The sequence below is a fragment of the Alkalihalobacillus bogoriensis ATCC BAA-922 genome (genome assembly GCF_000621445.1).
Classification (GTDB): domain Bacteria; phylum Bacillota; class Bacilli; order Bacillales; family Bacillaceae_F; genus Bacillus_AO; species Bacillus_AO bogoriense.
Map to the genome: position 1 here is coordinate 57203 of NZ_KK211279.1, position 25458 is coordinate 82660.

The 25458-nt window shown below is 36.4% G+C and carries 15 protein-coding genes; 4 read left to right on the forward strand and 11 right to left on the reverse strand.

What is annotated here, in order from left to right; all coding sequences use genetic code 11:
• Nucleotides 1–244: 244 nt before the first annotated feature.
• The 4 genes from T323_RS0121350 to yhbH form a co-directional block, all read right to left on the reverse strand.
• On the reverse strand, nt 245–3631 hold the full coding sequence (locus T323_RS0121350; protein WP_084309361.1) for a pullulanase: 3387 nt from the start codon (nt 3629–3631) through the stop codon (nt 245–247).
• Between the two features lie 282 nt (nt 3632–3913).
• Nucleotides 3914–11266, reverse strand: coding sequence for a choice-of-anchor I family protein (locus tag T323_RS28170; protein ID WP_051556661.1), 7353 nt, complete (start codon nt 11264–11266; stop codon nt 3914–3916).
• 410 nt (nt 11267–11676) lie between these two features.
• Nucleotides 11677–11958, reverse strand: coding sequence for a hypothetical protein (locus T323_RS0121360; RefSeq protein WP_026675095.1), 282 nt, complete (start codon nt 11956–11958; stop codon nt 11677–11679).
• 154 nt (nt 11959–12112) lie between these two features.
• A complete protein-coding gene (gene yhbH / locus T323_RS0121365; RefSeq protein ID WP_026675096.1) occupies nt 12113–13282 on the reverse strand; it encodes a sporulation protein YhbH in 1170 nt (389 codons plus the stop codon).
• Nucleotides 13283–13771: 489 nt separating this feature from the next.
• Between yhbH and T323_RS0121370 the strand changes: the two genes are divergently transcribed.
• On the forward strand, nt 13772–14734 hold the full coding sequence (locus T323_RS0121370) for an Ig-like domain-containing domain (RefSeq protein ID WP_026675097.1): 963 nt from the start codon (nt 13772–13774) through the stop codon (nt 14732–14734).
• Nucleotides 14735–14769: 35 nt separating this feature from the next.
• Here T323_RS0121370 and T323_RS0121375 read toward each other — a convergent pair whose 3' ends face one another.
• Nucleotides 14770–16665 (reverse strand): PrkA family serine protein kinase, encoded by a 1896-nt coding sequence (locus T323_RS0121375; RefSeq protein ID WP_026675098.1) that lies wholly within the window; start codon nt 16663–16665, stop codon nt 14770–14772.
• A gap of 219 nt (nt 16666–16884) precedes the next feature.
• Here T323_RS0121375 and T323_RS0121380 point away from each other — a divergent pair, with 219 nt between their 5' ends.
• Nucleotides 16885–18732 carry a transglycosylase domain-containing protein gene (locus T323_RS0121380; protein WP_026675099.1) on the forward strand — a complete coding sequence of 616 codons (1848 nt, stop codon included), beginning with the start codon at nt 16885–16887 and terminating at the stop codon, nt 18730–18732.
• 236 nt (nt 18733–18968) lie between these two features.
• Here T323_RS0121380 and T323_RS0121385 read toward each other — a convergent pair whose 3' ends face one another.
• From T323_RS0121385 to queG, 6 genes are all read right to left on the reverse strand, one after another.
• The gene (locus T323_RS0121385) at nt 18969–19526 is read right to left on the reverse strand and encodes a DUF5366 family protein (RefSeq protein WP_026675100.1); all 558 of its coding nucleotides are present in this window, start codon (nt 19524–19526) and stop codon (nt 18969–18971) included.
• Nucleotides 19527–19670: 144 nt separating this feature from the next.
• Nucleotides 19671–19976 (reverse strand): antibiotic biosynthesis monooxygenase family protein, encoded by a 306-nt coding sequence (locus tag T323_RS0121390; protein ID WP_026675101.1) that lies wholly within the window; start codon nt 19974–19976, stop codon nt 19671–19673.
• Between the two features lie 287 nt (nt 19977–20263).
• Nucleotides 20264–20737, reverse strand: a complete 474-nt coding sequence (gene trmL, locus T323_RS0121400) for a tRNA (uridine(34)/cytosine(34)/5-carboxymethylaminomethyluridine(34)-2'-O)-methyltransferase TrmL (protein ID WP_026675102.1) — start codon at nt 20735–20737, stop codon at nt 20264–20266.
• Nucleotides 20738–21009: 272 nt separating this feature from the next.
• Nucleotides 21010–21912, reverse strand: coding sequence for an amidase domain-containing protein (locus tag T323_RS0121405; protein WP_308417665.1), 903 nt, complete (start codon nt 21910–21912; stop codon nt 21010–21012).
• A 133-nt stretch (nt 21913–22045) separates the two neighbouring features.
• Nucleotides 22046–22576: a methylated-DNA--[protein]-cysteine S-methyltransferase gene (locus tag T323_RS0121410; protein ID WP_026675104.1), complete on the reverse strand. Its 531-nt coding sequence runs from the start codon at nt 22574–22576 to the stop codon at nt 22046–22048.
• A gap of 75 nt (nt 22577–22651) precedes the next feature.
• Entirely contained in the window at nt 22652–23785 is a 1134-nt protein-coding gene (gene queG / locus T323_RS0121415; RefSeq protein ID WP_026675105.1) for a tRNA epoxyqueuosine(34) reductase QueG, read from the reverse strand.
• Nucleotides 23786–23861: 76 nt separating this feature from the next.
• Here queG and T323_RS0121420 point away from each other — a divergent pair, with 76 nt between their 5' ends.
• On the forward strand, nt 23862–24521 hold the full coding sequence (locus T323_RS0121420) for a B3/B4 domain-containing protein (protein ID WP_026675106.1): 660 nt from the start codon (nt 23862–23864) through the stop codon (nt 24519–24521).
• Nucleotides 24522–24630: 109 nt separating this feature from the next.
• Nucleotides 24631–25071 (forward strand): Dps family protein, encoded by a 441-nt coding sequence (locus T323_RS0121425; protein ID WP_026675107.1) that lies wholly within the window; start codon nt 24631–24633, stop codon nt 25069–25071.
• The last annotated feature ends 387 nt before the right edge of the window (nt 25072–25458 follow it).

Consider the following 25458-nt stretch of genomic DNA (forward strand, 5'->3'; position numbering starts at 1 on the left):
TTTTGTCCTTCATCGCCTTTATGAAGGACACTTTCTCCTTATTTTGTCCTTCACCACTGTATTAATAACAACGGCTATATTTGCATTTAACGAAGTTTGACGTGTTCGTTTCGTAATAAATATAAAAAGCTTGAAAGAATAAGCTCTCAAAGCTTCATTGTTATAGCAAAATTTTTATATTTTCTTATCTAACAGAAAAAGACACAAAAGTCTCAAAAAACACAAGACTTTTGTGTCACAATAATTAATCTACTATTGTACCTTTTTGTTTTCGTTGATACATATAAACAATGGCTCCAACAACTATTACGATGAACCCTATTAACATAAACGTATATAATGGGGTTGCTGTTTTTGGCAACCTGTTTTCTTGGTCATCACTGTCTTTTCCTTCACTTTCTTCTACCTTATCGTCATCAGTTCCTTCTCCTTCTTCATCCGGAGTAGGTTGTAATGGTTGTTTCGAATCATCTGGAACCTCAGTCGATGGCTCTTCCTCTTTTGGCTCTTCTTCTTTAGGTTCTTCTTCTACTGGCTCCTCTGGTGTTGTTGGTGGTTCTTCTTCACCATTAGACAATTTTATAATAACCGTTGTTAATGGCTCTAATTCAATTGATTCAGATGTTAATTGAAAGCCTGATTGTTCAGATACTTCCACTGTACCCGCTTCATCACTATCTACTAACACAACTCCTCTTGTTAAATCTTCACTAATTGTTAACGAGCGAGAAGTAGAATCTGCGTTCACAAATACATAATACGCATCTCCGCTTGTCGCCTCATTGCGATACGCAATAACTAAATCTCGCTCTTTCATTTCCGGAGCTTCGATTATCGTAACATTCTCATCTACCAATGCTTTCGAACCTAAACGAAAGGCATCAGTCGATCGTCTCAACTCAATTAATCCTGTTGTGTATTCTCTCGTTTCATTATGAAGAGGGTATTCAGACGCATTTGTTGCTTGTTCCCAATTAAACATATTAATCGCATCTGAAGAGTCATATGAATCATGAATAAAATATGGATAATCAAATGGTTGGCCATTTTCATCTACCATATATGTCGATTTATATGGAGCTTCTGTTGTTTGTTCTCTATATTGTTTTGTTCTACCAAACTCTTGACCGGCATGAATAAATGCTGTACCTTGCGAAGTCAATACCATCGCATTTCCAATTCGAATTCGTTGTTGGATTTCTTCTTGGTGATAATCCGGGTCTTTTTTTATCGACTGGGCAATCACATCATGGAGTGTTAAATTGTCATGTGCTTCAATATAAGGAACGACATCTCCAGGGTCATCCGCAACAAAATTATGTGGCTGTGCTTTAATATTATCAAAAATTTGTTGCACATTTCTAGCACCGCCTGTAATGAAACGGGGTTGGCCTTCACTTCCGAACCCAGATTTTAACTCATTACGAAATTCATCTGAAAATACACCAACACTATCTGTATACTGCATCCAATCTTGGTCTGCAGGCATAACATCTGTTTCACCTTCATCTCCTACATATGTTCGCCAACCTTCCCCGATCATCAGAATATTCGGGTTTAATTGCTTGGCTTTGTCATAAGCGATTTGAATCGTCTCAGCATCATGGTCACCCATCATGTCAAAACGGAAACCATCAACCTTATATACATCTGTCCAATATAAAATAGAATCCACTAAAATTCTTCTTGCCATTTCATGTGTTGTACCTAAACGGCCACCACCAAAGCTAGTCCGTGGAGTACCATCAGCGTCCATGAAATGATAGTAATTCGGTTCTAAATCTTCAAAAATTTCTACTTGAGCCGTATGGTTATACACGACATCGAGAATGACACCCATTCCTCGTTTATGGATTTCATCAATTAACATTTTGAGTTCTTGGATTCGAAGTTCTGGGTCATCCGGATTTTCTGAATACATTCCAGTTGGTGCAAAATAACTATGTGGGTCATACCCCCAATTATAGTTATTACCGGACGAAGAATATTCTAGCATTCTTTCATTATTTTCAAATTCATTTGCCCAAAAATAGCTCATGACAGGTAAAAGCTGTACATGTGTTACACCTAATTGTTCAATATAATCAAGCTTATCAATAAAAGCGGTAAATGTACCGAACTGAGATTGTAGATCTCCTTCTATACTCGGATCAGATGTGAAATCACGGACATGCACTTCGTAAATGATTGCGTCTTCTCTTTTCTCATATCCATCAATATTCGCATATTGAAGGTTTGGACCAATATTAGCTGGATTCACAATAGCAGCTTTCCCAATCGGGTCATCCCCAAAATTATTCCATGTCGCCATAGATTTTGCATAAGGATCTAAAGCAAGAACTGTGTCTTCTCCTCTTGTAATTTTATAATGATAGTAATAGCCTTTTACATTATTAATGCCCGTATTTTCAGGTTGTAATGTAACATGCCAGACACCTCTGTCACCTAACGTCATTTCGATGTTTTCATGGACGATATTGTTTTGATTGTTTTTATCGTAAAGAACAACACTAACAGAATCTGCTGAAGGTGACCATAATTTTAACGTAGCTGTCCCATTTGAATGTAATGTCGCACCTAACTCACCATCATAAGCATATAATTCATCTATCATTCTCCATCCTGTCCCGACCGTTATCGTTTTTTCATCAAATGTAACAGAAAAAGGAGATTGTTCTAAATCAAGCTCGACAAATACTTCTACAGTTCTATCATTTTTAATCGTGAGACCTGTAATAGAAATTGGATTACCTTCCTTATCAGAGATGGAAAGTAGTTCAAGTAAGTCAGCTTCTGTCATTCCTTTTACACTCGTAAACTGTAAAACAATTTTATTAGTAGATAAAACTTCTCCTGAAATAAGAGCAACTGGCGTTTCCCAATAGGGGGAAATATAAACCGTCGAATCTCCCTCTCTTATCCAAAGCTGATTATAATCTTCTAATAAGGAAAACGACATATCCCCACTTTGTTGTCCATTCACTCTATTTACAACAAGGAAACCAATTTTACTTGCGTTATCCTTAACATCAACATCGACATAGGCCCCATATCGTCCAACTCCATCAAACGCTTTTGCTCCTGATGGCCAGTTTTCTGAAGGATTCACGACATCATCCCAAAGCCACAAACCTAGATTTTCATAGTTTCCACTTTCATTAACATAATGAATTCTAACTTGGTTTTCATCTAAAGAAACTGGTTCATATGTATACACTTGATCTGAGCCTTCTTGAATCCAGATTTCATTTATATTTTGTGAGGAAATGAGAAATGTCTTATCTCCTCCATCTTTTTCTTCTGTTTGTTTGTTGACTACAAGGAATCCGATTTGTGTTGCTCCTTCTGTTAATTCAACATCCACATACGCATTTCCATCTTCAGCTTCTTCAAATGAAAGAGCTCCGGTTGGCCATCCATCTGTCGGAGATTTTACGTCTCCCCATGTCCATAATCCCCAATTTTCATAATTCCCATCTTGCTTCTGATAATGGATTCTGAGTGTATTAGGATTGTTATCTTCAGCTTGTACGACTGCTGAAGTGAAACTAAAAGATAAAGAACTAGGGGAAAATACTAAAAGACTGATGATAATAAATAAAAGTGAACGATGCCATAAATTCTTTTTCAAACATACTCCTCCTTAATTGTTAACCATCTGTTTCACGTAAAATGAAAACAAGTGCATTGTAAACGCTTTCTTTCCTTTACTAAAAAAAACACTAAATTCAAATTATTTTTCCTTATCTCACCTCCTATTTGAATAATTAGTGCAACCGTTTTCACTTTCAATACTATTATGGTTTAAATTATAATGTCAATATAAAAATGTATCGTTTGCATAAATATAGTTATTTTTACCTTTTTCGACAAAAACCCTACTGTCCTTCAATAGGACAATAGGGTTTAGTCATTATTTAAGTATTACTCTTTTCTTTCTTTGAAGCCAGAATGAACTCACTCCCAATAGAAGAAAACCCATTCCGATTAAAATCCAATTGTATACATTTGTTGCTGTTTTCGGAAGAGGATTATTCTTTCCTTTCTTTGTATCACCCGGTGTAGGGAGCACGTCCTCTTTATTCTTAAGTTCTTCTTCATTTTCATCGAAAACTGTAAATGTACTAAAATGATTCGTTAGTGCACTTACTTTCCCATTGTGATAACTACCACCTAGGCTCTCCCAATGCTTTTTTGTTTCATTCCAGTAAAAAACATTCACCTTTTTTTCATCTTTCACTTTCTTCTTATCGATTGCAAATGTTAACGTAATCGCTTCATCAAATGTAGAAATGACTATCTTTCCTTGAGTTATTTTAAAATCATATACAGAACTTAATGCTCGTTTCATATCCTTCATTTTTGTAATCGTAACGGTAACTGCTTCATTCCCATTCTTAAATACAGAAGATGGAATATCCAGTTGTACATCATCTTTTTGAATGATAATGATAACATTTTTCTTCTTTAATTGCTCTACTTGGCCTTTATCAAACACGATATTCATTTCTGTTTCATTTTGGTTACTAATATCGATGAGTAATACTCCATTATCGACAAGTTTATCCATATCTTTACGTGTTACCGTTGCAACACCATTTGAAATCGTTGGTTTTGCTTTTACTACTTTATTTTTGTCTTTATCTTTATCTTTGTCCTTGTCTTTGTCTTTGTCTTTGTCTTTGTCTTTATCTTTGTCTTTATCTTTGTCTTTATCTTTGTCTTTGTCATCACCTGGTTTTTCTGGGTCTGTTCCCGGATTTTCCTCTATAGGGTCTGTCCCTGGATTTTCTTCACCTGGGTCATCTTCATTAGGCTTTGACGCAGTGATGATTCTTCCTTCTGGTTGAGCATATTCATCTCCAACTGTTCCAATCCGGTGGAGGTAATCAGTGAATACATCATAGTCCGGAATAAATAACTCAGTCATTCTTCCTTCATCTTTCGCTTGTTTTAATACTGTGAATCCGTCTCCACCGTCAGCTAAAAATGCATTTGTTGCAACAATATAAGACTTGGATTCGTCAATATCAACATAACCAGCTTTTGTTTCCACTTGAACATTGAATACTCGATTCAATGCAGGTTGTGTAACATCATAACTAAAGCGAACACCTGCTACTTGTAAGAAACGACCATTTCCTTCTTCTACTTTACTTACTCCATTTTCTAGGGCCTCTACAATCTCAGTACCCGTTAACTCCATTGTTACTAAATTGTTCGCAAATGGCATAACTGTCAGCACATCACCTAATGTAATGTCCCCAGCAGGAATGGAAGCACGAATCCCTCCAGCATTTTGAATGGCAATTTCAGCATTCACACTTTCTTTTGCTTTTGCTAACATTCCATCTGCAATTAAATTTCCTAAATTCGTTTCTTTTGAACGAATATTACTTCTTTCTCCATCTAAATGAACGGTTGTTTTCCCAACGACCATTTTCTTCAATTCGTCTATCGGGCCTTGCAGTTCTTTTAATCGCTCTGCCGCCACTTGATCCTCTTCATAGATAAAATTCCCTTGTTCATCTTTACTGTCCACTTCAATGAGTTGACCATTCCAAGATTGGAGAACACCTTCTTCATCAAAGACAACATCAAGACGCCCTAAATATTCTCCGTATTCTTTTGCCTGAACAACTAATGTTGGGTCTTCAAATTGCTCAATCACTACCGGTTCTTCAACAAACGTATGACTGTGTCCACCAACAACGATATCAATTCCTTCCACCGTTTCAGCTAATATTACATCATACCGATAACCAAGATGTGTTACAGCTATAATTTTGTTTATGCCTTCTTCTTTTAACATATCCACAGTTAACTGGGCCTTTTCAAGATAATCTTCAAATACGATATTTTCACCAGGATTGGCTATAAACGCAGTGTCTTCTGTTGTTAGTCCGAAAATCCCTACTTGTTCTCCATTAATTTCTTTAATGATAGCAGGGTATAAATATCCATTTTCTCCTGGGCTTCCAACTTCATCTTTAAATAACAGACTTAGTTCTGGTTCATTGCTGTAATCGATGTTAGAACTTACAAATGGAAACTCGGCGTTCTTAATGAAATCAGCAAATACTTTTGGTCCTTTATCAAATTCATGGTTACCAGGAACCATTGCATCATATTCAGCCATGTTCATAAATTCTAAGTCTGCTTGCCCTAAATATTGATTAAAGAACAGCGTACCTGAGAACACGTCCCCTGCATCTAATAACAATGATTGAGTTACTTCATCTCGAATGGAACGAATCGCTGTAATACGACGAGCCACACTATCTAAATGAGCATGAGTATCGTTTGTATGCATCACAGTTAGCTCAAAATCATTTGATGTCTCAACCGGGTCTTCTCCAGGGGATGTCACTTCATATACAGATAATGTACCTGACACTTCGTTGGCAGCAAGTAACATTGTTTTTCCTGTAGGGCTGTCTTCTTTTGGAATAAACATTAATCCTTCGGTTCCAAGATCACCAGCTTCACCACTAGCCGGGTCTTTAGAAAAATCACGACTATTGTAATACGTTACAATAACAGGTTCACTTGGATTTGTAATGTTGTACACCATAATTCCACCAACACGCTCAAGTCCAATAAACGCATAGGTTTGTCCATTAACTTGACCAATTTTTACATCCTCTGGTTCAGGACCTTTATCATCACTTCTTGTTTCACCTGTATTTTCTGTATGGTTTGCGTTAAAGTGTTCTTCTCCTAAGTGGTGAAGAGTAATATGTTCAAAATCACTTCCACTATCAAATACTAGCTCCATACTGTTGGCATCCCAAATCGAGAAGGAACGACCACCAAAGCTATACAATGCTTCATATGTTCCATCATCGTTTTTGCCCATTTCAGATGTGACACGTAATCTTCCTAATTGTTCTTCATTAAACAGGCCATTTTCAACTAGCACGTCAAGTTCTTGTTGCGTATATCCCTCATAAAAATCAGCATTTAATTGAACATTGTTCTTAATTTTGTTGCTACCTGCACGTGTTTCCTCTGAAAATCCTTTGTAATCTCGTGCATCTCCTTCATTAGCAGTTACAATATAACTTTTTCCATTGGCTTTGAAGTAGTCTATTCCATCTGGTTGAAACATCCCTAATACCGGCCATGGTTGAATATTTACTTTGTCATCTTTATCTGAAACGTCCATTGCATTTTCAAACAAAGAATGATCTTTAAAACCAAGTCCATGAACATGTTTAAATTCTTTTGTTGTTAAATCTAGTGTGGCAATTGCGTTATTTTCTTGCAATGCTACGTATGCTGTTTTATTATCTTCTGCAACTACAATATATTCTGGCTCAAAGTCTTGTGCTGGACTGGCATTTGGTCCAAAAACTCGGACAGTTTCATCAATTTGATTTGGTGATAAATTTCCGAAACCTACTGTTGTCACATCATCTTGATTAACACGCGCTCCTTTAGAAACATCAATGATAGAAACGGTTCCTTCTGGATCTATCGTATAACTATCATTTGGCTCTCCTTCGTTCGCAACAAGGATATATTGTCCATCATGTGTAAAAGTAACCATATCTGGAAGTGATCCAACTTCGACATTCGAAATTACTTTTCCATTTATATCGGCTAGTACTACTCGACCATTGTCTGTTCTCGGTTCTGCTGGAACAGCAAAGGCGATAAAGTTTCCATTAGGATGAACTGCAATACTTGTAATATCTCCAATGACAAATCCTTCACCTAAATCAAGCTCAGTGACATCAATTCGTTTTTTCAACGGAAGATTTAAGTTTGTTGGATTGGATAAGTCAACAATATCAATCGCACTATCAGCCCCGTTTGCGATAAACGCTCGTTTTGTTTTCTTGTCAAAAACAACAATTTCAGCACCACTTTTGTTAAACCCTGCACCACTATCATATCTACCGATTAAATTAAGCTCAAGTTCACCTGTCCCCGAATAATCTCTAGGGGTTACATCAATTTGGACTAGAACAGGGTCATGGTCACTTGCTCTACCATGAACTTCCATAAAATCAGCATTAATATTAACAATGTCGACTTCTGTTTGTTCAACAAGGTGATTGCTCACTAAAATATGATCGAGAACTTGAGAGTTTCCTTCATAAACATACGTATACTGTTCTTCTTTTGGAAGAGCATCGATCATATTTGATAGCTCTTCACCTTTTAAAATGTTCAATGTTTGACTGAATTGGTAGTCATTTAAATCACCTAACACAACTACATTTGCATTGTTGTTTTTTTCCTTCACATCAGTCACAAAGTCATTGATAATTTCAGCAATTTGATGGCGTTGAACTTCACTACCGAATACCGGTGGTTGATTTCGACCAAATAATGGTTGGTCTCCACGTTTTGAATTAAAGTGATTATTGATGACAATTATTTTTTCTCCATTAAATATAAATTCTGCCGCTAATGGCTTTCGACTACTTTTAAACGCTTCATTTTGTGGTTCAATTCGACCAGGATTTAACGTTAATGCTTCACCTTCATATCCGACTGCTTCTGTGGCTGAACCCTTTTCTCCCGGAGCTAGTTGAACACGCTCTGAATTATAAATATAACCTACCCGAATATTTCCACCAGGTTCCCCACCGTCTTGATTATTTTCTGGTGCAATATCGGTATACTTATATATTGGTCCGCCTAATTTTTGAATATGATGAATTAATTTTTCATAAGTTTCATTTGCCTCTGTTACTCCGTTATCGGTATTCCCATTATTGTCTTGAATTTCAACAAGACCGACAATGTCAGGAGACTTTAAATTTGTAATAAGTGATTGTGCGATTTTCGCAAATTTTTCATCCGATGTGTTAGGAGATAAATTTTCAACATTGTAATTGGCAATTGTTACTTTATCTTCATGTGGACGAATCGTTGTAACAACAGGCTTTGCATCGCCTTCAACTAATGGCGGTAAGTCTGTTTTATTTGTAAAAATTTTATAATTATTGTACGTATATCCAACAACACCTGTTATCGTTCCATCAAAACAATCTCCTGTTTTGGCTTTAAAGTTCGTATCATTTACTGAGACAAACAAGCGGTCTGGATTTTGATGTGATTCAGATAAAAGAACACCGCCGTTTTCCGTTCGGACCTTTTCTACTCCATTATCAACGGTAACAACAACTTCTCCATATTTTTGTGGAGCAACAACGCAAGCATCATGGAATTGAACCCGCATTCCTTCTACACTCTCATAAAAATCAATCGCATCCACTTCTGGATTAAATGTTTCTAAGCCATCACTATCGATAGAATCTGTTGGGATCACTCTTCCATCTACTCCTAATATCACTGGAGCAGATAGTTTATCTAATTGATTTTGAGCAACAACTTGGACAGTTCCGCTCGCTGCATTTATTTGTGTCACAGGTAAATGCGTTTCACTTCTATCATCATATCCTTCACTTGTTGTCCCATAAAACTCTGAGACAACCCCGGAAACTTCCACTTCATCTCCGACTTTCATACCATGAGAAGGCTTGTAAACATAAATTCCTTCTGATGTATGTGGATTATCATCTGGTGATGGATCTTCCATATAAAATCCACTACTTACCGTAAATGTGACAATTCCTTCAACATTTTGTACATTTTGATTTTCATAAGGTGAGCGATGTGCTTCCCCTTGAATATCATGAATACGTAACGAATTTAATGGAAGAAGCACTTGATAACGAAACGTATAAACAGCACTTTCTTCTCCTTGTTTATCTTGAACAATCGCTTTAATTGTTACGTCTTTATCAATAACTATAGGCTCTGTATAAAGTAGACTTTTTGTAGTTGGTGTTGTTCCGTCAACGGTGTAATAAATTGTTCCTCCTTTAGTTGGGGTAGTCAAGGTGACAGCCGACCCTTTCATAACTCCTCCTGATGAAGGGTTAGCAATAACAGAAAATACTTCTTCAATAACATCTTCTGAGGAACGAGGAGTCACTTTATATTCATTCCAATCATAGTTGACAACACCAATGATAACATCATATGTTTTTCCAACAGACGGATACCCTTCCACTGATTGAACAACGAATTCTCCTTTTCCATCTGTTGCTTTGTAGTTACTAGAAGCGACACTTGTCACGGTTACATTATGAACTTCAACTAATTGTCCTTCATATACTTCACCGTTTTGGGCAAGTAAATCTGTTGAGATAATTTTTTTCGGTTCAGGAACACCTACATTGGCTTCCACGATTTGCGCGTCATTTCCAGAAGATAAATCTAATTGTGCCATCCCATAATAATCAAGCAACTTTCCTTTTGCTTGGATTTTATCGCCTGGCTTAGCTGTAAATCCTGCAACACGCACAATGATTCCAGCTGTATCATCTTGGATAAAATAATTCGTTTTTCCACCAGCCACAATTGAATGTGTAACGATTCCTTCAATTTTTGCTTCTGTACCATCAGCTAACACGCGGGCATCTGCAATGCTCATAATTTCTAACGATTGTTTTACTGTATACATAAAAGTAGAAACATCACTTTGTTGGAGACCCTCTTTCGTTGCCATTGCTTTAACCGTTGTATCACTAGTTATTAAAATAGGAGACGTATATACAGGACTGTGAATTGTCGGTGTTTGTCCATCGATAGTATAGTGAATTGTGGCATCTTTTGTTGTAGTAGATAATGTAACTTCTGTATTCTCTTCAACTTGTCCAGTTGACGGAGAAGCTTGAACATTAGCTACTTTAGAAATGTCACCACTGAAGCTTGTCCATGTGATGTTATCAATTACAACTTGTGCCCCACCAGCTCTGATTTCAATAACGGCATCGTTTGATACTTGTAAATCAGAAAGCTCAAGAGTATGAACCGTTGCATCAGCACCACTGAAATTTCCGAACACATCACTTGTTTTCTTATGCTCACCATTTATGTACACTTCAATTGTTCTAGGCGATGAACCTGTGAATGCTTTTCGATATTGAATAGAAACAGTCGATACTCCTTCTTTCATTGGAGAAGAAGTAATTTTACTATTATAGTTTTTGTCTCGTAACATTAGGCCATTTCCATCAATCGCGAAATCTCCTTCATTACGGGAATGTGTATATGTCCATTCCACACCATGTTCACCTATAAATGAACCATCTGAATAAGAGTTCGTTGCATTTGAACCGTCAAACGTTTCTGTAAACATTGTACTAACAGGCTGTGCTGCACTAATACCTGCACTAAAGAAATTCATTACAATGGCTAAAACCAAAAACACACTTAATGATTTTTTCCCGTTTCTTTTCACAATTTTTCCTCCCCTATATAAGATTCCTCTTTAGTCTAAACGAGGAATAATGAAGAAGTTTTAATTGTATAAATCTTTCGTTAAATTATTCCTAACATTATATATAGTTTCCATTACCTGAATGTAAATTCAAGAATATTATTTGCTTAGAATGCAGCTTCAAGTTCAATAATCTCGGTTCGGACAAATATTCCGCTATTTAGCGGAATCAATAAGGAAAAACCTCATTTTTGCTAATGTATCGGTAAAGATGTCCGATAGCATCAACCAAACGCTATTATTTCTTAGAATAGTGGAACAGGTGTCCGTAGGAATTGCAAAAACAACTCCAATCACCAACAAAAAAGCTGTCGATACATTTCTCGACAGCTTGACAGTAACCAACATAATTTTCAGAAAAAACATCTTTATTACATTTTATTTTTATAATATATCCATCTAATCCCATTCAATAATGCTAGTATAATGTACATTCCTAAAAATAAGAATAATAAAAGAAACCAGCCAGATAAAATCCCATTTACAAAAAGGTCGTTTGCCTTACTTAGTCCAAAGTCATACCATAAAAACAAGAAATTGATAATTATCATTGTTATTGTTGTTATTCCAGAAAAGAAAAGAGGTTGAATGATAAGATTATAGGCCTTACCTTTTGCTTTCATGAATTGCCATGTTTCTTTTCTACTATTCATGTAGTCCCTTCTTTCTTAGAATCTGTTGTTTCTGGATGTTAACTCCTTCTAATCTATTTTATTCCTTGATTAGCATATGCACAATCTCCAACCACAACAAAAAAAAGCTGTCGATACATTTCTCGACAGCTTGTTACAAATCAAATTTAATTTTTCAGACCGGAACTTCATCCTTTTTAAAAAACGTCTTCATTGCATGATACACATCTGCTTTTTCCTTTAAAATATAATGGCGGAATCGTTCATCTTTAATGTTTTTATACGCACTCATTAATGTGGAATGGCGGCTGTATTGATTGACTTCCCCATACCCAAACATACTTGAGACGTCCATGAGCTCGTTCACGAGTTTTAAACACCGGGCATTGTCTGACGTTAAGTTATCTCCATCTGAGAAATGAAATGGGTATATATTGTAGCTTTTCGGGTCATATTTGCTTTCAATAAGTTCTAATGCTTTTCGATAAGCGGAAGAGCAAATTGTTCCTCCACTTTCTCCTTTGGAAAAGAAATCATCTTCTGTTACAACTTTTGCTTCTGTATGATGAGCGATAAATTCAATCTCTACAGTCTCATATTTTGTTCGGAGAAATCGAGTCATCCAAAAGAAAAAGCTTCTCGTCATATATTTTTCCCATCGCCCCATTGAACCACTTGTATCCATCATTGCTAATACAACTGCTTTTGATTCAGGTCTTACGGTTTCATTCCATGTTTTAAAGCGTAAATCATCATTATAAATCGGAGAAATTCCTGGGCGTCCTTCAAGGGCATTTCGCTTGATTGCTGTTAAAATCGTTCGGCGCTTATCAATATTCCCCATCAGCCCTTTTTTTCGAATATCATTAAATTCAATATTCTCAACAATGATTTCATCTTGATCTTTTCGTTGTAAATTGGGTAACTCTAACTCACGAAATAACATATCTTGTAGTTCCATAATGGATACTTCAGCTTCGAAATAATCCTCTCCTGCTTGATCCCCCGCTCCTTCACCTTTACCTGCTCCTTGTTGTCTAGCTGCATTTGGGTCTCTTGCAACAACATCACCGACTTTGCTATCGCCTTTTCCTTGGCCAACATGCTTTGTTTTGTCATAATTATAGCGAATTTTGTATTCATCAAGTGAACGAATTGGGATTTTTATAACTTCCCTTCCATTGGACATGACAATGTTTTCTTCACTCACTAAATCCGGTAAGTTTTTTTGAATAGCTTCCTGCACTTTCTCTTGGTGCCTTCTTTGATCTTGTTGACCTTTACGATGAAGGGACCAATTTTCTTTAGAAACCACAAAATTATAATTATCATTTTTCTTCTTCATACGAATCCCCTCCTTGACAATTCTTTTTCTCTTCAGCTTATCAAGTTGTATACTCGTTTTTTTATTAACTTTCTGTCACCACAATTCACTGTAAACATATAATGTTGTTGACGCATTATCTGACATCGTCACTGTTCATTGTAAGTTTGTGCTTACTCTATCCTATGCAACGAGACAAGAGAGTTGCTAATAAATTCTGACAAATTGCATTGTTTTTAAAGGACAAGTTGTCATCCTTTGTCATTGTAAGACTAGACTAGTCTTGTCATGTATTTTCTTGTCAAAATCCCTTCATTGACTTGTTTCGAGGCTCTTGGTAAATTGAGAAATCATGGAGTTCTTACTACTTTATTAATAAAAAGAAAAAAACATGAAACTTTTTTTGTGCAATGTTCGTCTAATACAATAAGAAGTTCGATTATTAAGCATGAATTTTTAAAATATGGCTATATATATTAGGAACGCAAAAATTTAAAGTAAGGTGATGAGATGAAAACGGTATTAACCCTCTCCATAAGTTTCGTTGTTTTCCTTTTCTTTAGTTTTACAGCGGCTTATGCCCAAACAAATGAATCACCACCTAACGAAGATGGCGTTTCATATTCGATTGATAATGGAATGCTTCAGCTCATGTTACAGGAGAAACGAGAAAACGGTGAAGACATCCAAATTCGTACGATCCGTCATGGCGATGATGGAATCCTTGTTTATTATCGATTGTTACAAACACAATCAAACGAACATCATGTTACGTATACAACAGACACATATCCAAAAGCTTTAAAACTTTTACCTAAAGATGTCGCAGAACCTGAATCAATTACATTAGTAAATGAAGAAGTTGCTTTTGAACAACTCGCAGAAAATCATATCGTACAACCAGATAAATCTTGGTCTATTTCATTCAGTTCACCTATTGCCAACCATTCCATTACAGATAATAATTTATATTTACTTGATTCAAACGGAAAGAAAATGGACTCGTTTATTATTCATGATGGAAGTCAAACCATCACCATTTTACCTCCTAAAGGAAACTACACACCTGGAGAAACATATAGCATTTATTTAACAGAAGGGATCGTCTCAACCGAAAACGTCCCTTTAAAGAAAGGCTATCAACTAACCTTTACTGTTGAAGACACTGACAAAACCATACAAAAATCAATGGATGAAGACCCCATTGAAATTGATATATCCACGATCCCTTTAAGTGAGATAAAAGGGTGGAATATTGATTTTTCAGATTGGTCAGCTAGCGAAATTAGAGATATTGAAGATACTCAAATCAAGGAAGACATTACACAACGTCCTCTTCTTCTGACTCCTAATCAACGAACCGTTCCTTGGAGGATTGTCGATACTGATTACCACCCTGTAGAGAAAATAAGCCCAAATCGGATTGATGAAAATCCATTATTTAAAAAGATTAAATCATTTTGGTTATTTTAATCAGAAAACCCGACTCTAAGAGTCGGGTTTTCTGATTATCTATTTAATAAACTTCCAACATAGCGAAGCAATTCATTTGCTGAAACGGAATTGTATCCGTGCTCATCTATTAATCTTGCAATGACTTCATTTACTTTCTTCAATTGTGATTCATCTGGCGTTTTCGTTGACGTTGTAATTTTAACGATGTCTTTTAAGTCAGCAAATAGTTTCTTCTGTATGGCTTCACGTAATCTTTCATGTGAATTATAATCAAACTTCTTCCCTTTCCTCGCATATGCGGAAATTCGAATAAGAATTTCTTCTCTGAACGCTTTTTTCGCATTTTCTGATATACCAATTTGTTCTTCAATCGACCGCATTAATTTTTCATCTGGAGACATTTCTTCTCCTGTTAATGGGTCTTGAAGTTTATTTTTATTACAATACGCCTCCACATTATCAAGATAGTTATCCATTAATGTTTTAGCAGACTCATCATAAGAGTAAACAAACGCTTTTTGTACTTCTTTTTTCGCGATGTCATCATATTCTCTGCGAGCAATTGAAATAAAGTCCATATATCTTTCTTTATCTTCTTTTGAAATCGATGCGTGTGATTCTAAACCTTCTTTTATGGAACGAAGGACATCTAGCGCACTAATCGATGTTAATTGTTTACGAATTATTGCCGAGGAAATTCGATTAATAACGTAACGTGGATCGATTCCTGTCATTCCTTCGTCTGGATCTTCCTTTTTAAGCTCTTCAACATCTTGAGCGTTGTATCCTTCAATCATTTCCCCATTATATAATTTCATTTTCTTAATTAAATCAACACCCGCTTTTTTCGGTACACTTAGCCGTGTTAATATTGTGAAAATTGCAGCAATTTTTAATGCATGTGGTGCGATATGAACATGAGATAAATCACTTTCTTTAATCATTTTTTTATAAATTCGTTCTTCCTCCGAAACCTTTAAGTTGTAAGGAACTTTCATAACAATAATTCGTGAATGAAGCGCCTCGTTCTTTTTGTTTGAGATAAAAGCTTTGTATTCAGATTCATTTGTGTGAGCGACAATCAATTCATCAGCCGAAATTAACGCAAACCGTCCTGCTTTAAAATTCCCTTCTTGTGTCAGTGATAATAAGTGCCATAAAAACTTTTCATCACACTTAAGCATTTCTTGAAACTCCATTAATCCCCTATTTGCTTTATTCAACTCTCCATCAAACCGATACGCACGTGGGTCTGATTCCGATCCATATTCAGCTATCGTCGAGAAGTCAATACTGCCTGTTAAATCGGCAATATCTTGTGACTTTGGATCTGACGGGCTAAATGTCCCTATGCCAACACGTTTATCTTCAGAGAAAAACACTCGTTCTACCATTACATCTTCAATTCTTCCACCATATTCTTTCTCCACTCGCATCATATTTAATGGAGATAGATTTCCTTCTATTTTAATTCCGTATTCTTCATAAAAACTATCTCTTAAATGATGAGGAATGAGATGAAGGGGATCTTCATGCATCGGGCACCCAGCTATGGCATAAACAGCACCATTATCAGTTCGGGAGTATTGTTCTAACCCACGTTTTAACATGGCCACTAACGTTGATTTTCCTCCACTAACAGGCCCCATTAACAATAATATCCGTTTCCGCACATCCAGTCGTTTTGCGGCCGAGTGAAAGTATTCTTCAACTAATTTTTCAATGGAATCTTCAATTCCATACATTTGATCACTAAAAAACTTAAATTCCTTTTTGTCATCAACTTCTTCTACACCAGCATCCTTAATCATATTGTAAACACGAGAATGTGCTGTCTGAGCGATATGCGGCCGTTCCTTTACCATCTCCAAATACTCCGCAAAAGTTCCACGCCACGTCAATTTCTGTTCTTCTTCACGATATTCTCTGATCTTATTTAAAATATCCATGTATGTGGCTCCTCCTCCTTATTCTCACCTAGCTGGTTTATTTCATCCTATGCACAAACACTCATGAACATGCTCGCGCTTTTTCAAAATTCGGTGTCCCTTTTTCCTCTGCTTCGACAAGTTTACTTGCGCCTAAGTTTTAATTTCCAATCTTTCAATCTAGTCTTCTGTTTCAGAGTAAGATACAATAATAATGATAAAAAATAAGGATGATTAAATATGCGAATTGCTACGGGTTTACTTATTACACTGTTATTTTTCTTTTCCTTTGCTTATATATTTGTGCTTGTAACTGAAGAAGCTGCTTATGTGCAATCCATCGATGAAGTACTAGATGAAAATATCCAAATCGATACGATTTCATTATCAACAAATAGTTATATTGTCGATCGAAATCAAGAGGTCATATCAGAGGTATATTCAGAAAACCGAATTTATCTACCATATGATGAAATTCCACCACTTGTGATTGAAGCATTTTTGGCAACAGAAGACCGACGTTTTTTTGAGCATAAAGGGTACGACCCTTCTGCGATTGCGCGTGCTTTTATGGTCAATATGCAATCTAACTCCATCGAACAAGGCGCAAGCACTGTTACTCAACAGCTCGTAAGAAATTTGTATTTAGGCCATAATCAAACATATGACCGAAAGATTAGTGAACTTTTATATGCTTTTAAGCTAGAAGAAACATTTACTAAAGAACAAATTATTGAGCTATATATTAACACTATCTTTTTTCAAAATAATATTTATGGCTTTGAAGCTGCAAGTCGCTTTTACTTTAGTAAGCCGAGTTCTGAATTAACTTTAGCTGAAATTGCTTTTTTAAGTGCTGTTCCGAATAATCCGTCCCATTATAATCCATTAACAAACTTCGATAACACTGTTTTACGACAAGAATGGATACTACAAAAGATGCTAGAGGTTAACGTTATTTCAGAGGAAGAATTTGACGAAGCCGTAAATGAGAAGATTACACTAAATCAAAGTAAGCGAATTGATCAATACCCCGATTATGTGACGTATATTCATCATGAATTCAAACAGCTTATTGCTAAAAATGAGGGCTATACACAAAGAATGAAATCCGCATCAGATGAAGAAAAAGCAGCTATTGAACTTCAGTTACAAGAACGGATCAATACGCTGTTCGAGCAAGGTATTATTATTGAAACAGCCTTAGATCCTTTACTACAAAAAAAGGCTGTCGATGCATTTAATCGACATTTGCCAAACAGCATTCAAGGGGCAGCTACTGTCATTCATCACCCAACACATGAAGTTGTGGCGATTACTGGTGGGAAAGGGTTTGAAAAATTTGGTTTCCATCGTGGCTATCAATCTTACCGTCAACCAGGCTCTGCCATTAAGCCTTTATTGATTTACGCGCCATATTTAAATGAGTATGAAGTCCCTCTTCAAAGCAAAATTAACGCTAACAATTATTGTAAGAATAACTACTGTCCGCAAAATTACGGTGGTGGAGAATATGGCGATGTTTCAATTTCAACCGCACTTATGCACTCTTATAATACGCCTGCTGTTCGGATTTTAGACCGAGTTGGAATTGAAACAGCTTTTTCCTACTTAGAACCGTTTCAATTTGAAAAAGTCATTGAGAAAGACAAAGGACTCCCATCTGCCCTCGGCGGTTTTTCACATGGGATGTCAACATATGAATTAACCAATGCATACACTACATTTGCTAATGATGGTGAGTTTGAAAAAGCGTATGGTATTCGACAAGTCACAGATTTAAATGGAAATTCATTATATGAATGGCCTTCTTCTTCTACTCGTGTATGGTCTTCTCAAACAAATGACAAAATGAAAACATTGTTAAACCGTGTCGTTACAGAAGGAACAGGGAAACAAGCTCATCTTTCAAGCTCCTATATTGGTGGGAAAACGGGAACAACGAATGGTTATCATGACTTTTGGTTTGTTGGTATTAGGAATGAATATACGACTGGAGTATGGGTAGGAAAAGATAAACAAGAAAGCATGGCAAATGTCCGCCAAAGCAAACCACATTTATCAATATGGCGAGATATTATGAAATAAAGCTGTCGATGTTCTCGACAGCTTTTTTTGTTGAAACGGTAATACTACGGACATACGTTCCGCTACTTTAGCAAAAAGCACCGTTTATAAAATGCTAGCGGACATTTATTCCGTTAAACCCACATAAACAGTAAGTTTCGCTGTAGTTTTTAGTCAAGTAACGGAACACATGTCCGTTTGAAATCAAAAAAGCGACGTTTTTCTTGAAATAGCGGAACACATGTCCGATACGTTATCTAAAAAGGTAAGCTTGCAATAAAACTATTATAAAGCTTCATTAACGCATAGGCGACGGTTAGGATAAAAGTAAACCAGAATAACATATGAAAAAACACCATCCCGATCATGCCCATAATCGTCATCGATTCACTAACTTTGTACAAGAAAAAGACAAAATATATAAACACAGCGCCGATGAATAGACCGACAATAAGGAGAAGGTGATTTGTCACTAATAAGGAAAGTGCACTTGCAATTAAAAAAATCCAAGATCCTGATCGAATCCGTTGTAAATCGTTGCCTTCAACATCTTTTGAGAAAAATAATAACGACAACTGAATATTCGTATCAGATATTAGTTTTAACGCTGAAAAAATCATAAAAAATAGCAAAAGCAAGAGAAAGAGTAATGTTAACTTAATCCCGCCTTCTGAGAAAAAGTCCATCATCCCTTCGTATAACCCAAAATAAATGAGCTGACTAACAATCCAACTTTCAGCATATAACGAAAAGGATGTACTAAATAAAAAGATTGAAAATAAAGGAAAGTGACTCGTTAAATAAGTGTTTTTCATCATAAACTCCTACACGAACATATATTCATTGCAAACTGATCATACATACGAATGACAAAAAAAGCAATCCTATATCCATCCTCTTTCTCCAACAAATAAAAAGTGCACGAGAAGGAGAAATCTCCTTTTCATACACTTTCTTTATTACGTATGATACAGGACTTCGTATGCATTTAATTCATTGCTTGTTGTAGGTCCTTTTTCTTTAGACTCGCGTTTTTCTTTATGCGCATTTTTAAAAGCATCACTATGTAACCAAGCTTCATAATCCGCTTTTGATTCCCATTTCGTAAACACAATTTGCTTGCCATCTTCTTGTTCATTGTTTAAAAACATAAATTCCAAGCACCCTGGTACTTCTTTCATATTTTGGGCACTTGCTCCAAAACGTTTTGATAAATGGTCCTTTGCTTCTTTTGGAACATGTAATTCATTCATTACGACATACATTTTCTTCCCTCATTTCCTAATCATTAATATATCTTCATTATACACAATAGAAAAATTCCTCACAAATTTCTCTTCTCATACATTCACAACGCCCAATGAATGCACTATAATAAAAGAGCATGGCCTTTATCGCTTTTTAAGGAGGACATAACATGGGAACACTTCTAATTTTAGGTGTCTGTGCTGTATTTCTTGTTTCAATTTTTACAGCAGGCTATGAAGACAAACCTCATAAAAACTAATGAGTAAAAAAGAATGGCCACCAATGGGGATGGCCATTCTTTTTTTTAGGATAATCCTTCAAATTGTTGTTGACGAATTGCCTCATAAATGACAATCGCCGCTGTATTTGAGACATTTAACGAGCGAACTTTATCTGTTTGCGGTATACGTAAACACGCATCTTTTTTATCCTCTAGTAATTCCTTGGGTAGCCCTGTTGTTTCTCTTCCAAAGACAAAAAAGATATCCTTTGTTTTATCGCTATAATCAAATTCACTGTAGTTTTTCGTTCCAACGGTTTCAATAAAATAAAATTGTCCTTCAGGGAATGTTTCAAATAATTCGTTTACAGAATCATAATAATGAATTTTTACATTCGGCCAGTAATCGCACCCCGCTCGCTTTAACATTTTATCTTCCGTTGAAAACCCGAGTGGTCTAATTAAATGTAAGGACGTATTTGTTCCTGCACATGTTCTTGCAATATTTCCTGTATTTGCTGGTATTTCAGGTTGGTATAATACAATATGTAATCCCACGATTTGCACCTCTTCTATGTTTATCAAGAAACATTATAGCAGAAAGAACATGTGGAATGTAGTTTTCGCACATTTCTTTATTTCTCTATTTTCATTTGTTAACTCATACAAAATTTCATTATCGTTGCTTTTTGCTACGACATTTTCAACAGACAAAATTGCCTCATTCGAGAAGTACATATTCCATAAATAAATGGTTAGGAAAACAAGAAAAAGATGTCCTGTTGACGATTTTGCCTTTGGGACATCTTGCAAGTTTTTTCGTTTATTCATTAATCGATAATTTTAAAAAACCGATATTTAATGTTAGGGGTCCATGCCGTTGAATCTTCATACGCCCAATAGCGCATTCGACTATTCGTCGTTTGTGCATTGACTAACGGCATGCCGTCCTTATCTTTGGCAACGACGATTGTCGTATGCTGCCATCTTCCATCTCCGTCAAAGTCATAACAAATGACATCTCCAGGAATTAACTGTTCGGGTGCTGACATTTCCTGGCCACGTAACCCGGTTGTTGCCCCACTTAATTGCCAGCGAAACGAGTGGGCAACACTCCAACTAAAGCTCCAATTATCACTACGGTACCACCAGCCCTTGGAGCGATTCGGGTAACCAGTCATCGGAACACCCCCGGCCCGCAAACATTGCGAGATGAAGTTCGTACAGTTATCATTAAACTTTTTATATTGTGGGTTATAATCGTTCCACCAACGTTCTGCATATTTAACTGCTGCTTGCCGATCATACGTAAACCGCTGTGCTTCCCTGTCATTGGTCCAAACTCGGTCTACTGCGGTTTCTACCTTTTCAAGTGGTGGCGGAATCCGTTCTATATCTCTTTCTAATTTCCCATCAATAAATGTCGCTCTCCGTTCTTGCCGGTTTTCCTCTAAGAAAAAAGCGTCTTTTTGTTTGATGAGGTGTTGAAAATGCAAAACATAATCTACTACATGTTCTGTCTCAAATTTTCTTTGACCTAAGAACATACCATCTACTGTAGACTTAACAATTACCCCTTTTCGCTTTTGTAAACTATCTTGCTTTCTTGTCATACATTCCTGTTCCTTCGCATCTAAAAAAACGGTCTCCAGCTCTTTCCCATCTATAAAACATTGATTTCGCTTTTCCGCTAGCTCTCTTATTTGCTCGCTAAACGCGTTCAAGTGAGACACCCCTTTATCTCCGTCCTTATATCTTCACTTCTTAACAATATGAAGATATAATCCTCAATAGAACTTTTTAGAGTTTAATCTAACACAAAAAAACTCGGTTTACACCGAGTTATGGATTATCTTTTTATATCCACTATGATATTTTTTCGATTACTCCTTCGAGTTGAAGAAGTGTTTCTTTTTTCTTTAAGCCTCCACCATATCCCACCATTGCTCCATTGCTACCAATTACTCGATGACAAGGAATAATAATTGGGACAGGATTTTGATTATTTGCTCCACCTACGGCTCTTACTGCTTTTGGAGCCCCGATGTCTTGTGCAATTTGTTTATATGAACGTGTTTGCCCATAACCGATTTGTTGCAAAGCTTTCCATACACATTTTTGAAACGGTGTACCATATAAATCTAGCGGTACATCAAACGTAATTCTTTCTCCACTTAAATACTGCTGTAATTGTTCGATAGTAGGAAATACCCGTTTTTCGTCGCGAATTAGCTCTCCTTTTAATCCGTGTTTTTTTAGCCAAACTTTCATTGTTGGTCCACTTGACTCCATCGTACCAAAATGAATGTTGCAAACCCCTTTTTCTGTTACTAAAATCGTCATCGGACCAAGAATGCTTTCCATCTCATCAAAGTATACACATGACCGAGTCGTCATATTATCCCTTCCTTCCAACTCAAGTCTTGTTTCCATCTTACCCAATTTCTATCGTCTTTTCCATGAACAAATGACCTATTCTTCTAGGAAATTTAGTCCCATTTCGATTTCATTTAGCACATCTCTATCTTTTTCTCTCTCTTTAGCCGTTTCTAAACTTGCTCTTTCTTTTTCTCCACCAATCTTTCCGATGGCCCAAGCTGCAGTTCCACGAATGACAGGGCGAGGATCTTCCTCTAATATATTTAATAAAACAGGTAATGCCGTTTTGTCTTTATAGTGAGCTAGTGCAATAATTGCATTTCGTTGAATTGGTTTTTTTCCTCGCCATGAACCAGATATATGACCAAAGCGTTCTTTAAATTCTCGATTACTCATTGTTAGTAATGGAATCAATTTCGGCTTTGCAATCTCAGGATCAGGCTCCATTTCCGGATGATGATGAAAATCCTTTCCCTTATTTTCTGGGCATACTTGCTGACAAGTATCACAGCCATATAACCGGTTTCCCAACTTTTCCCGATAAGGCACAGGCAAAAAGCCTTTTGTTTGTGTTAAAAATGCAATACACGCACTTGAATTTAATTGTCCTCCTTGGACTAAAGCCCCGGTTGGACATGCCTCTACACAGCGATTACACGTTCCACATTGCTCTGTAACTGGTGTATCAGGAGGAAAAGGAATGTTGGATATCATTTCCCCTAAATACACATAGCTTCCAAACTCTTTTGTAAGGATTGCGCAGTTTTTACCACTCCATCCGATTCCAGCTCGCTCTGCTACAGCCCTATCCGATAATTCACCGGTATCAACCATAGATTTACATTGTGCTTCTGGCATCTTTTGTATAATAAACGTCTCAAGTAGCTGTAATTTTTCCTTTAAGATACTATGATAATCTTTCCCCCACGATGCTCTACAAAAGATTCCGCGTCTTTCACCTGGCGTGCTTTTAGGGGCATTGCGCATCTTTGAAGGATAAGCAAGCGCTATGGCAATAATAGATTTGGCTTCAGGCAAAACTTTATCTGGATTAACCCTTTTATCAATGTCAGGCTCCTCAAACCCGGATTGATATCCTAATTGTTGTTGTGTGATCAATCGCTCTTTTAATGTCAAAAACGGGTCCGCACTCGCAAAACCAATTTTGTCAATACCGATACTTTCACTATATGCAATCACTTCTTCTTTTAACTGGGCAAATGACATCATTTCCCTCCTTTCCTTCTTTTTTTTTCAGTTATTTGGTAAAATGAGGCTAATCTTGTCAACCTCGAGGTGAAATATGAACGATATATCTATCTGTCCTATATTAAAAAACATCCTGCCTTCTTTTCAAGTTGGACTCATCCAATATAAAGGAATAACGGTAAGTGAATCTCCACAAATGTTAAAAGGTCGACTTCGTTTTTATCAAGAAGAGCTTGAAATCTCCCTTACAAACGAAGACATCTCTATAATAAAGACTATAAGTGAATGGCGCAACATCTTAAAGACATTAGGGATCGACCGTTCGAAATATCGTGTTTCATCTGAAGCTTTATTACGACGAATAAAAAAAGGACAATTTTTCAATCCCATTAACTCTGCCGTTGATGTGAATAATTTACTTTCTGTTCAATATCGATTACCTTTTGGCATTTATGATACTCAGCAACTCGAACAACCTTTTCAAATTCGACTTGGCACAGAAAATGAAAGTTATATTGGAATTAACGGTCGAGAGAATAATTGTCACAATAAAATTGTCATTTCTGATTCAAAAGGGCCTTTTGGAAGCCCTATTGTCGATTCCAATCGTTCCATTGTTACTGAACAAACTGAAAATGCAATACAAGTCGTATATTTAACACCAATGTTCGATTCAGCTGAAGATCTGTTAGGGTCTGTTGCAAAATTATTTACAGACATTCACGGAGGAACAGCTGAAATAAAAATCATATAATATTTTTACACATTTGACTAGTAGTCGTTCCTTCCTTTTTCTTTCTGTTTAGTTTTTTGTTTGTAGGGAATAAATAACTGTGAGCAACTTGATAGAAAGGATGAAATCAATGTCACAAGAAAAAGTCTCTACAATATTGAACAAACAAATCGCAAACTGGAGTGTTCTTTTTATTAAACTCCATAATTATCATTGGTTTGTAAAAGGTCCTCAGTTTTTTACCCTTCATGATAAATTTGAGGAGCTTTATACTGAAGCCGCTGCTCATATCGATGAATTAGCGGAACGTCTTCTTGCGCTTAAAGGTTCACCGGTTGCAACAATGAAAGAATTTCTTGAAATATCTTCCGTGCAAGAAGCACAGCAAAATGAAACGGCTGATGATATGGTGAAGAACATCGTAAACGATTTTGATACATTAATCGAAGAATTAAAAGAAGGTATGGAAGCAGCTGACTCATTAGGAGATGAAACAACAGCAGATATGCTTTTAGCGATTCATCAATCATTAGAAAAACATAACTGGATGCTGCGTTCATTTCTTAAATAAGAAAAACGCGGAGCGCCTTTTCTTTCAAGCGAAGTGTATGATGAAACAACAAACACATCCCATGTCCCATTTTTGCGGTCAGAGCAGCCGTTATTTGTGAACATGATACGGAGTCCGTTTTTTAGCGGCCACAGGAGCGCTTATTCACGCAAAAGCCACTCTATTTCTAGCGATATATTATGAATAACGGCTCCTGTGTCCTCCAAAGTTCCAAAACGCTAGCCATGTTCACAGATAACGGTTTTCATGGCCGCTTACTTACCATAAACAACAAAATTGCTAACGCGATAAACCCGCCCAAGTGTTGAATGATTCACTAGGGTCTTTTCTTGCTGTCTCATAGTACTCATTTATTAGATCATTGTTATACACTAGTCGACTATTTTA

What these genes read in the sequence shown, in the direction of transcription:
- T323_RS0121360 (WP_026675095.1), bottom strand. Translation starts at nt 11,958, where the DNA reads ATGAATAGTAGAAAAGAAACATGGCAATTCATGAAAGCAAAAGGTAAG.
- yhbH (WP_026675096.1), bottom strand. Translation starts at nt 13,282, where the DNA reads ATGAAGAAGAAAAATGATAATTATAATTTTGTGGTTTCTAAAGAAAAT.
- T323_RS0121370 (WP_026675097.1), top strand. Translation starts at nt 13,772, where the DNA reads ATGAAAACGGTATTAACCCTCTCCATAAGTTTCGTTGTTTTCCTTTTC.
- T323_RS0121375 (WP_026675098.1), bottom strand. Translation starts at nt 16,665, where the DNA reads ATGGATATTTTAAATAAGATCAGAGAATATCGTGAAGAAGAACAGAAA.
- T323_RS0121380 (WP_026675099.1), top strand. Translation starts at nt 16,885, where the DNA reads ATGCGAATTGCTACGGGTTTACTTATTACACTGTTATTTTTCTTTTCC.
- T323_RS0121385 (WP_026675100.1), bottom strand. Translation starts at nt 19,526, where the DNA reads ATGAAAAACACTTATTTAACGAGTCACTTTCCTTTATTTTCAATCTTT.
- T323_RS0121390 (WP_026675101.1), bottom strand. Translation starts at nt 19,976, where the DNA reads ATGTATGTCGTAATGAATGAATTACATGTTCCAAAAGAAGCAAAGGAC.
- T323_RS0121410 (WP_026675104.1), bottom strand. Translation starts at nt 22,576, where the DNA reads ATGACGACTCGGTCATGTGTATACTTTGATGAGATGGAAAGCATTCTT.
- queG (WP_026675105.1), bottom strand. Translation starts at nt 23,785, where the DNA reads ATGTCATTTGCCCAGTTAAAAGAAGAAGTGATTGCATATAGTGAAAGT.
- T323_RS0121420 (WP_026675106.1), top strand. Translation starts at nt 23,862, where the DNA reads ATGAACGATATATCTATCTGTCCTATATTAAAAAACATCCTGCCTTCT.
- T323_RS0121425 (WP_026675107.1), top strand. Translation starts at nt 24,631, where the DNA reads ATGTCACAAGAAAAAGTCTCTACAATATTGAACAAACAAATCGCAAAC.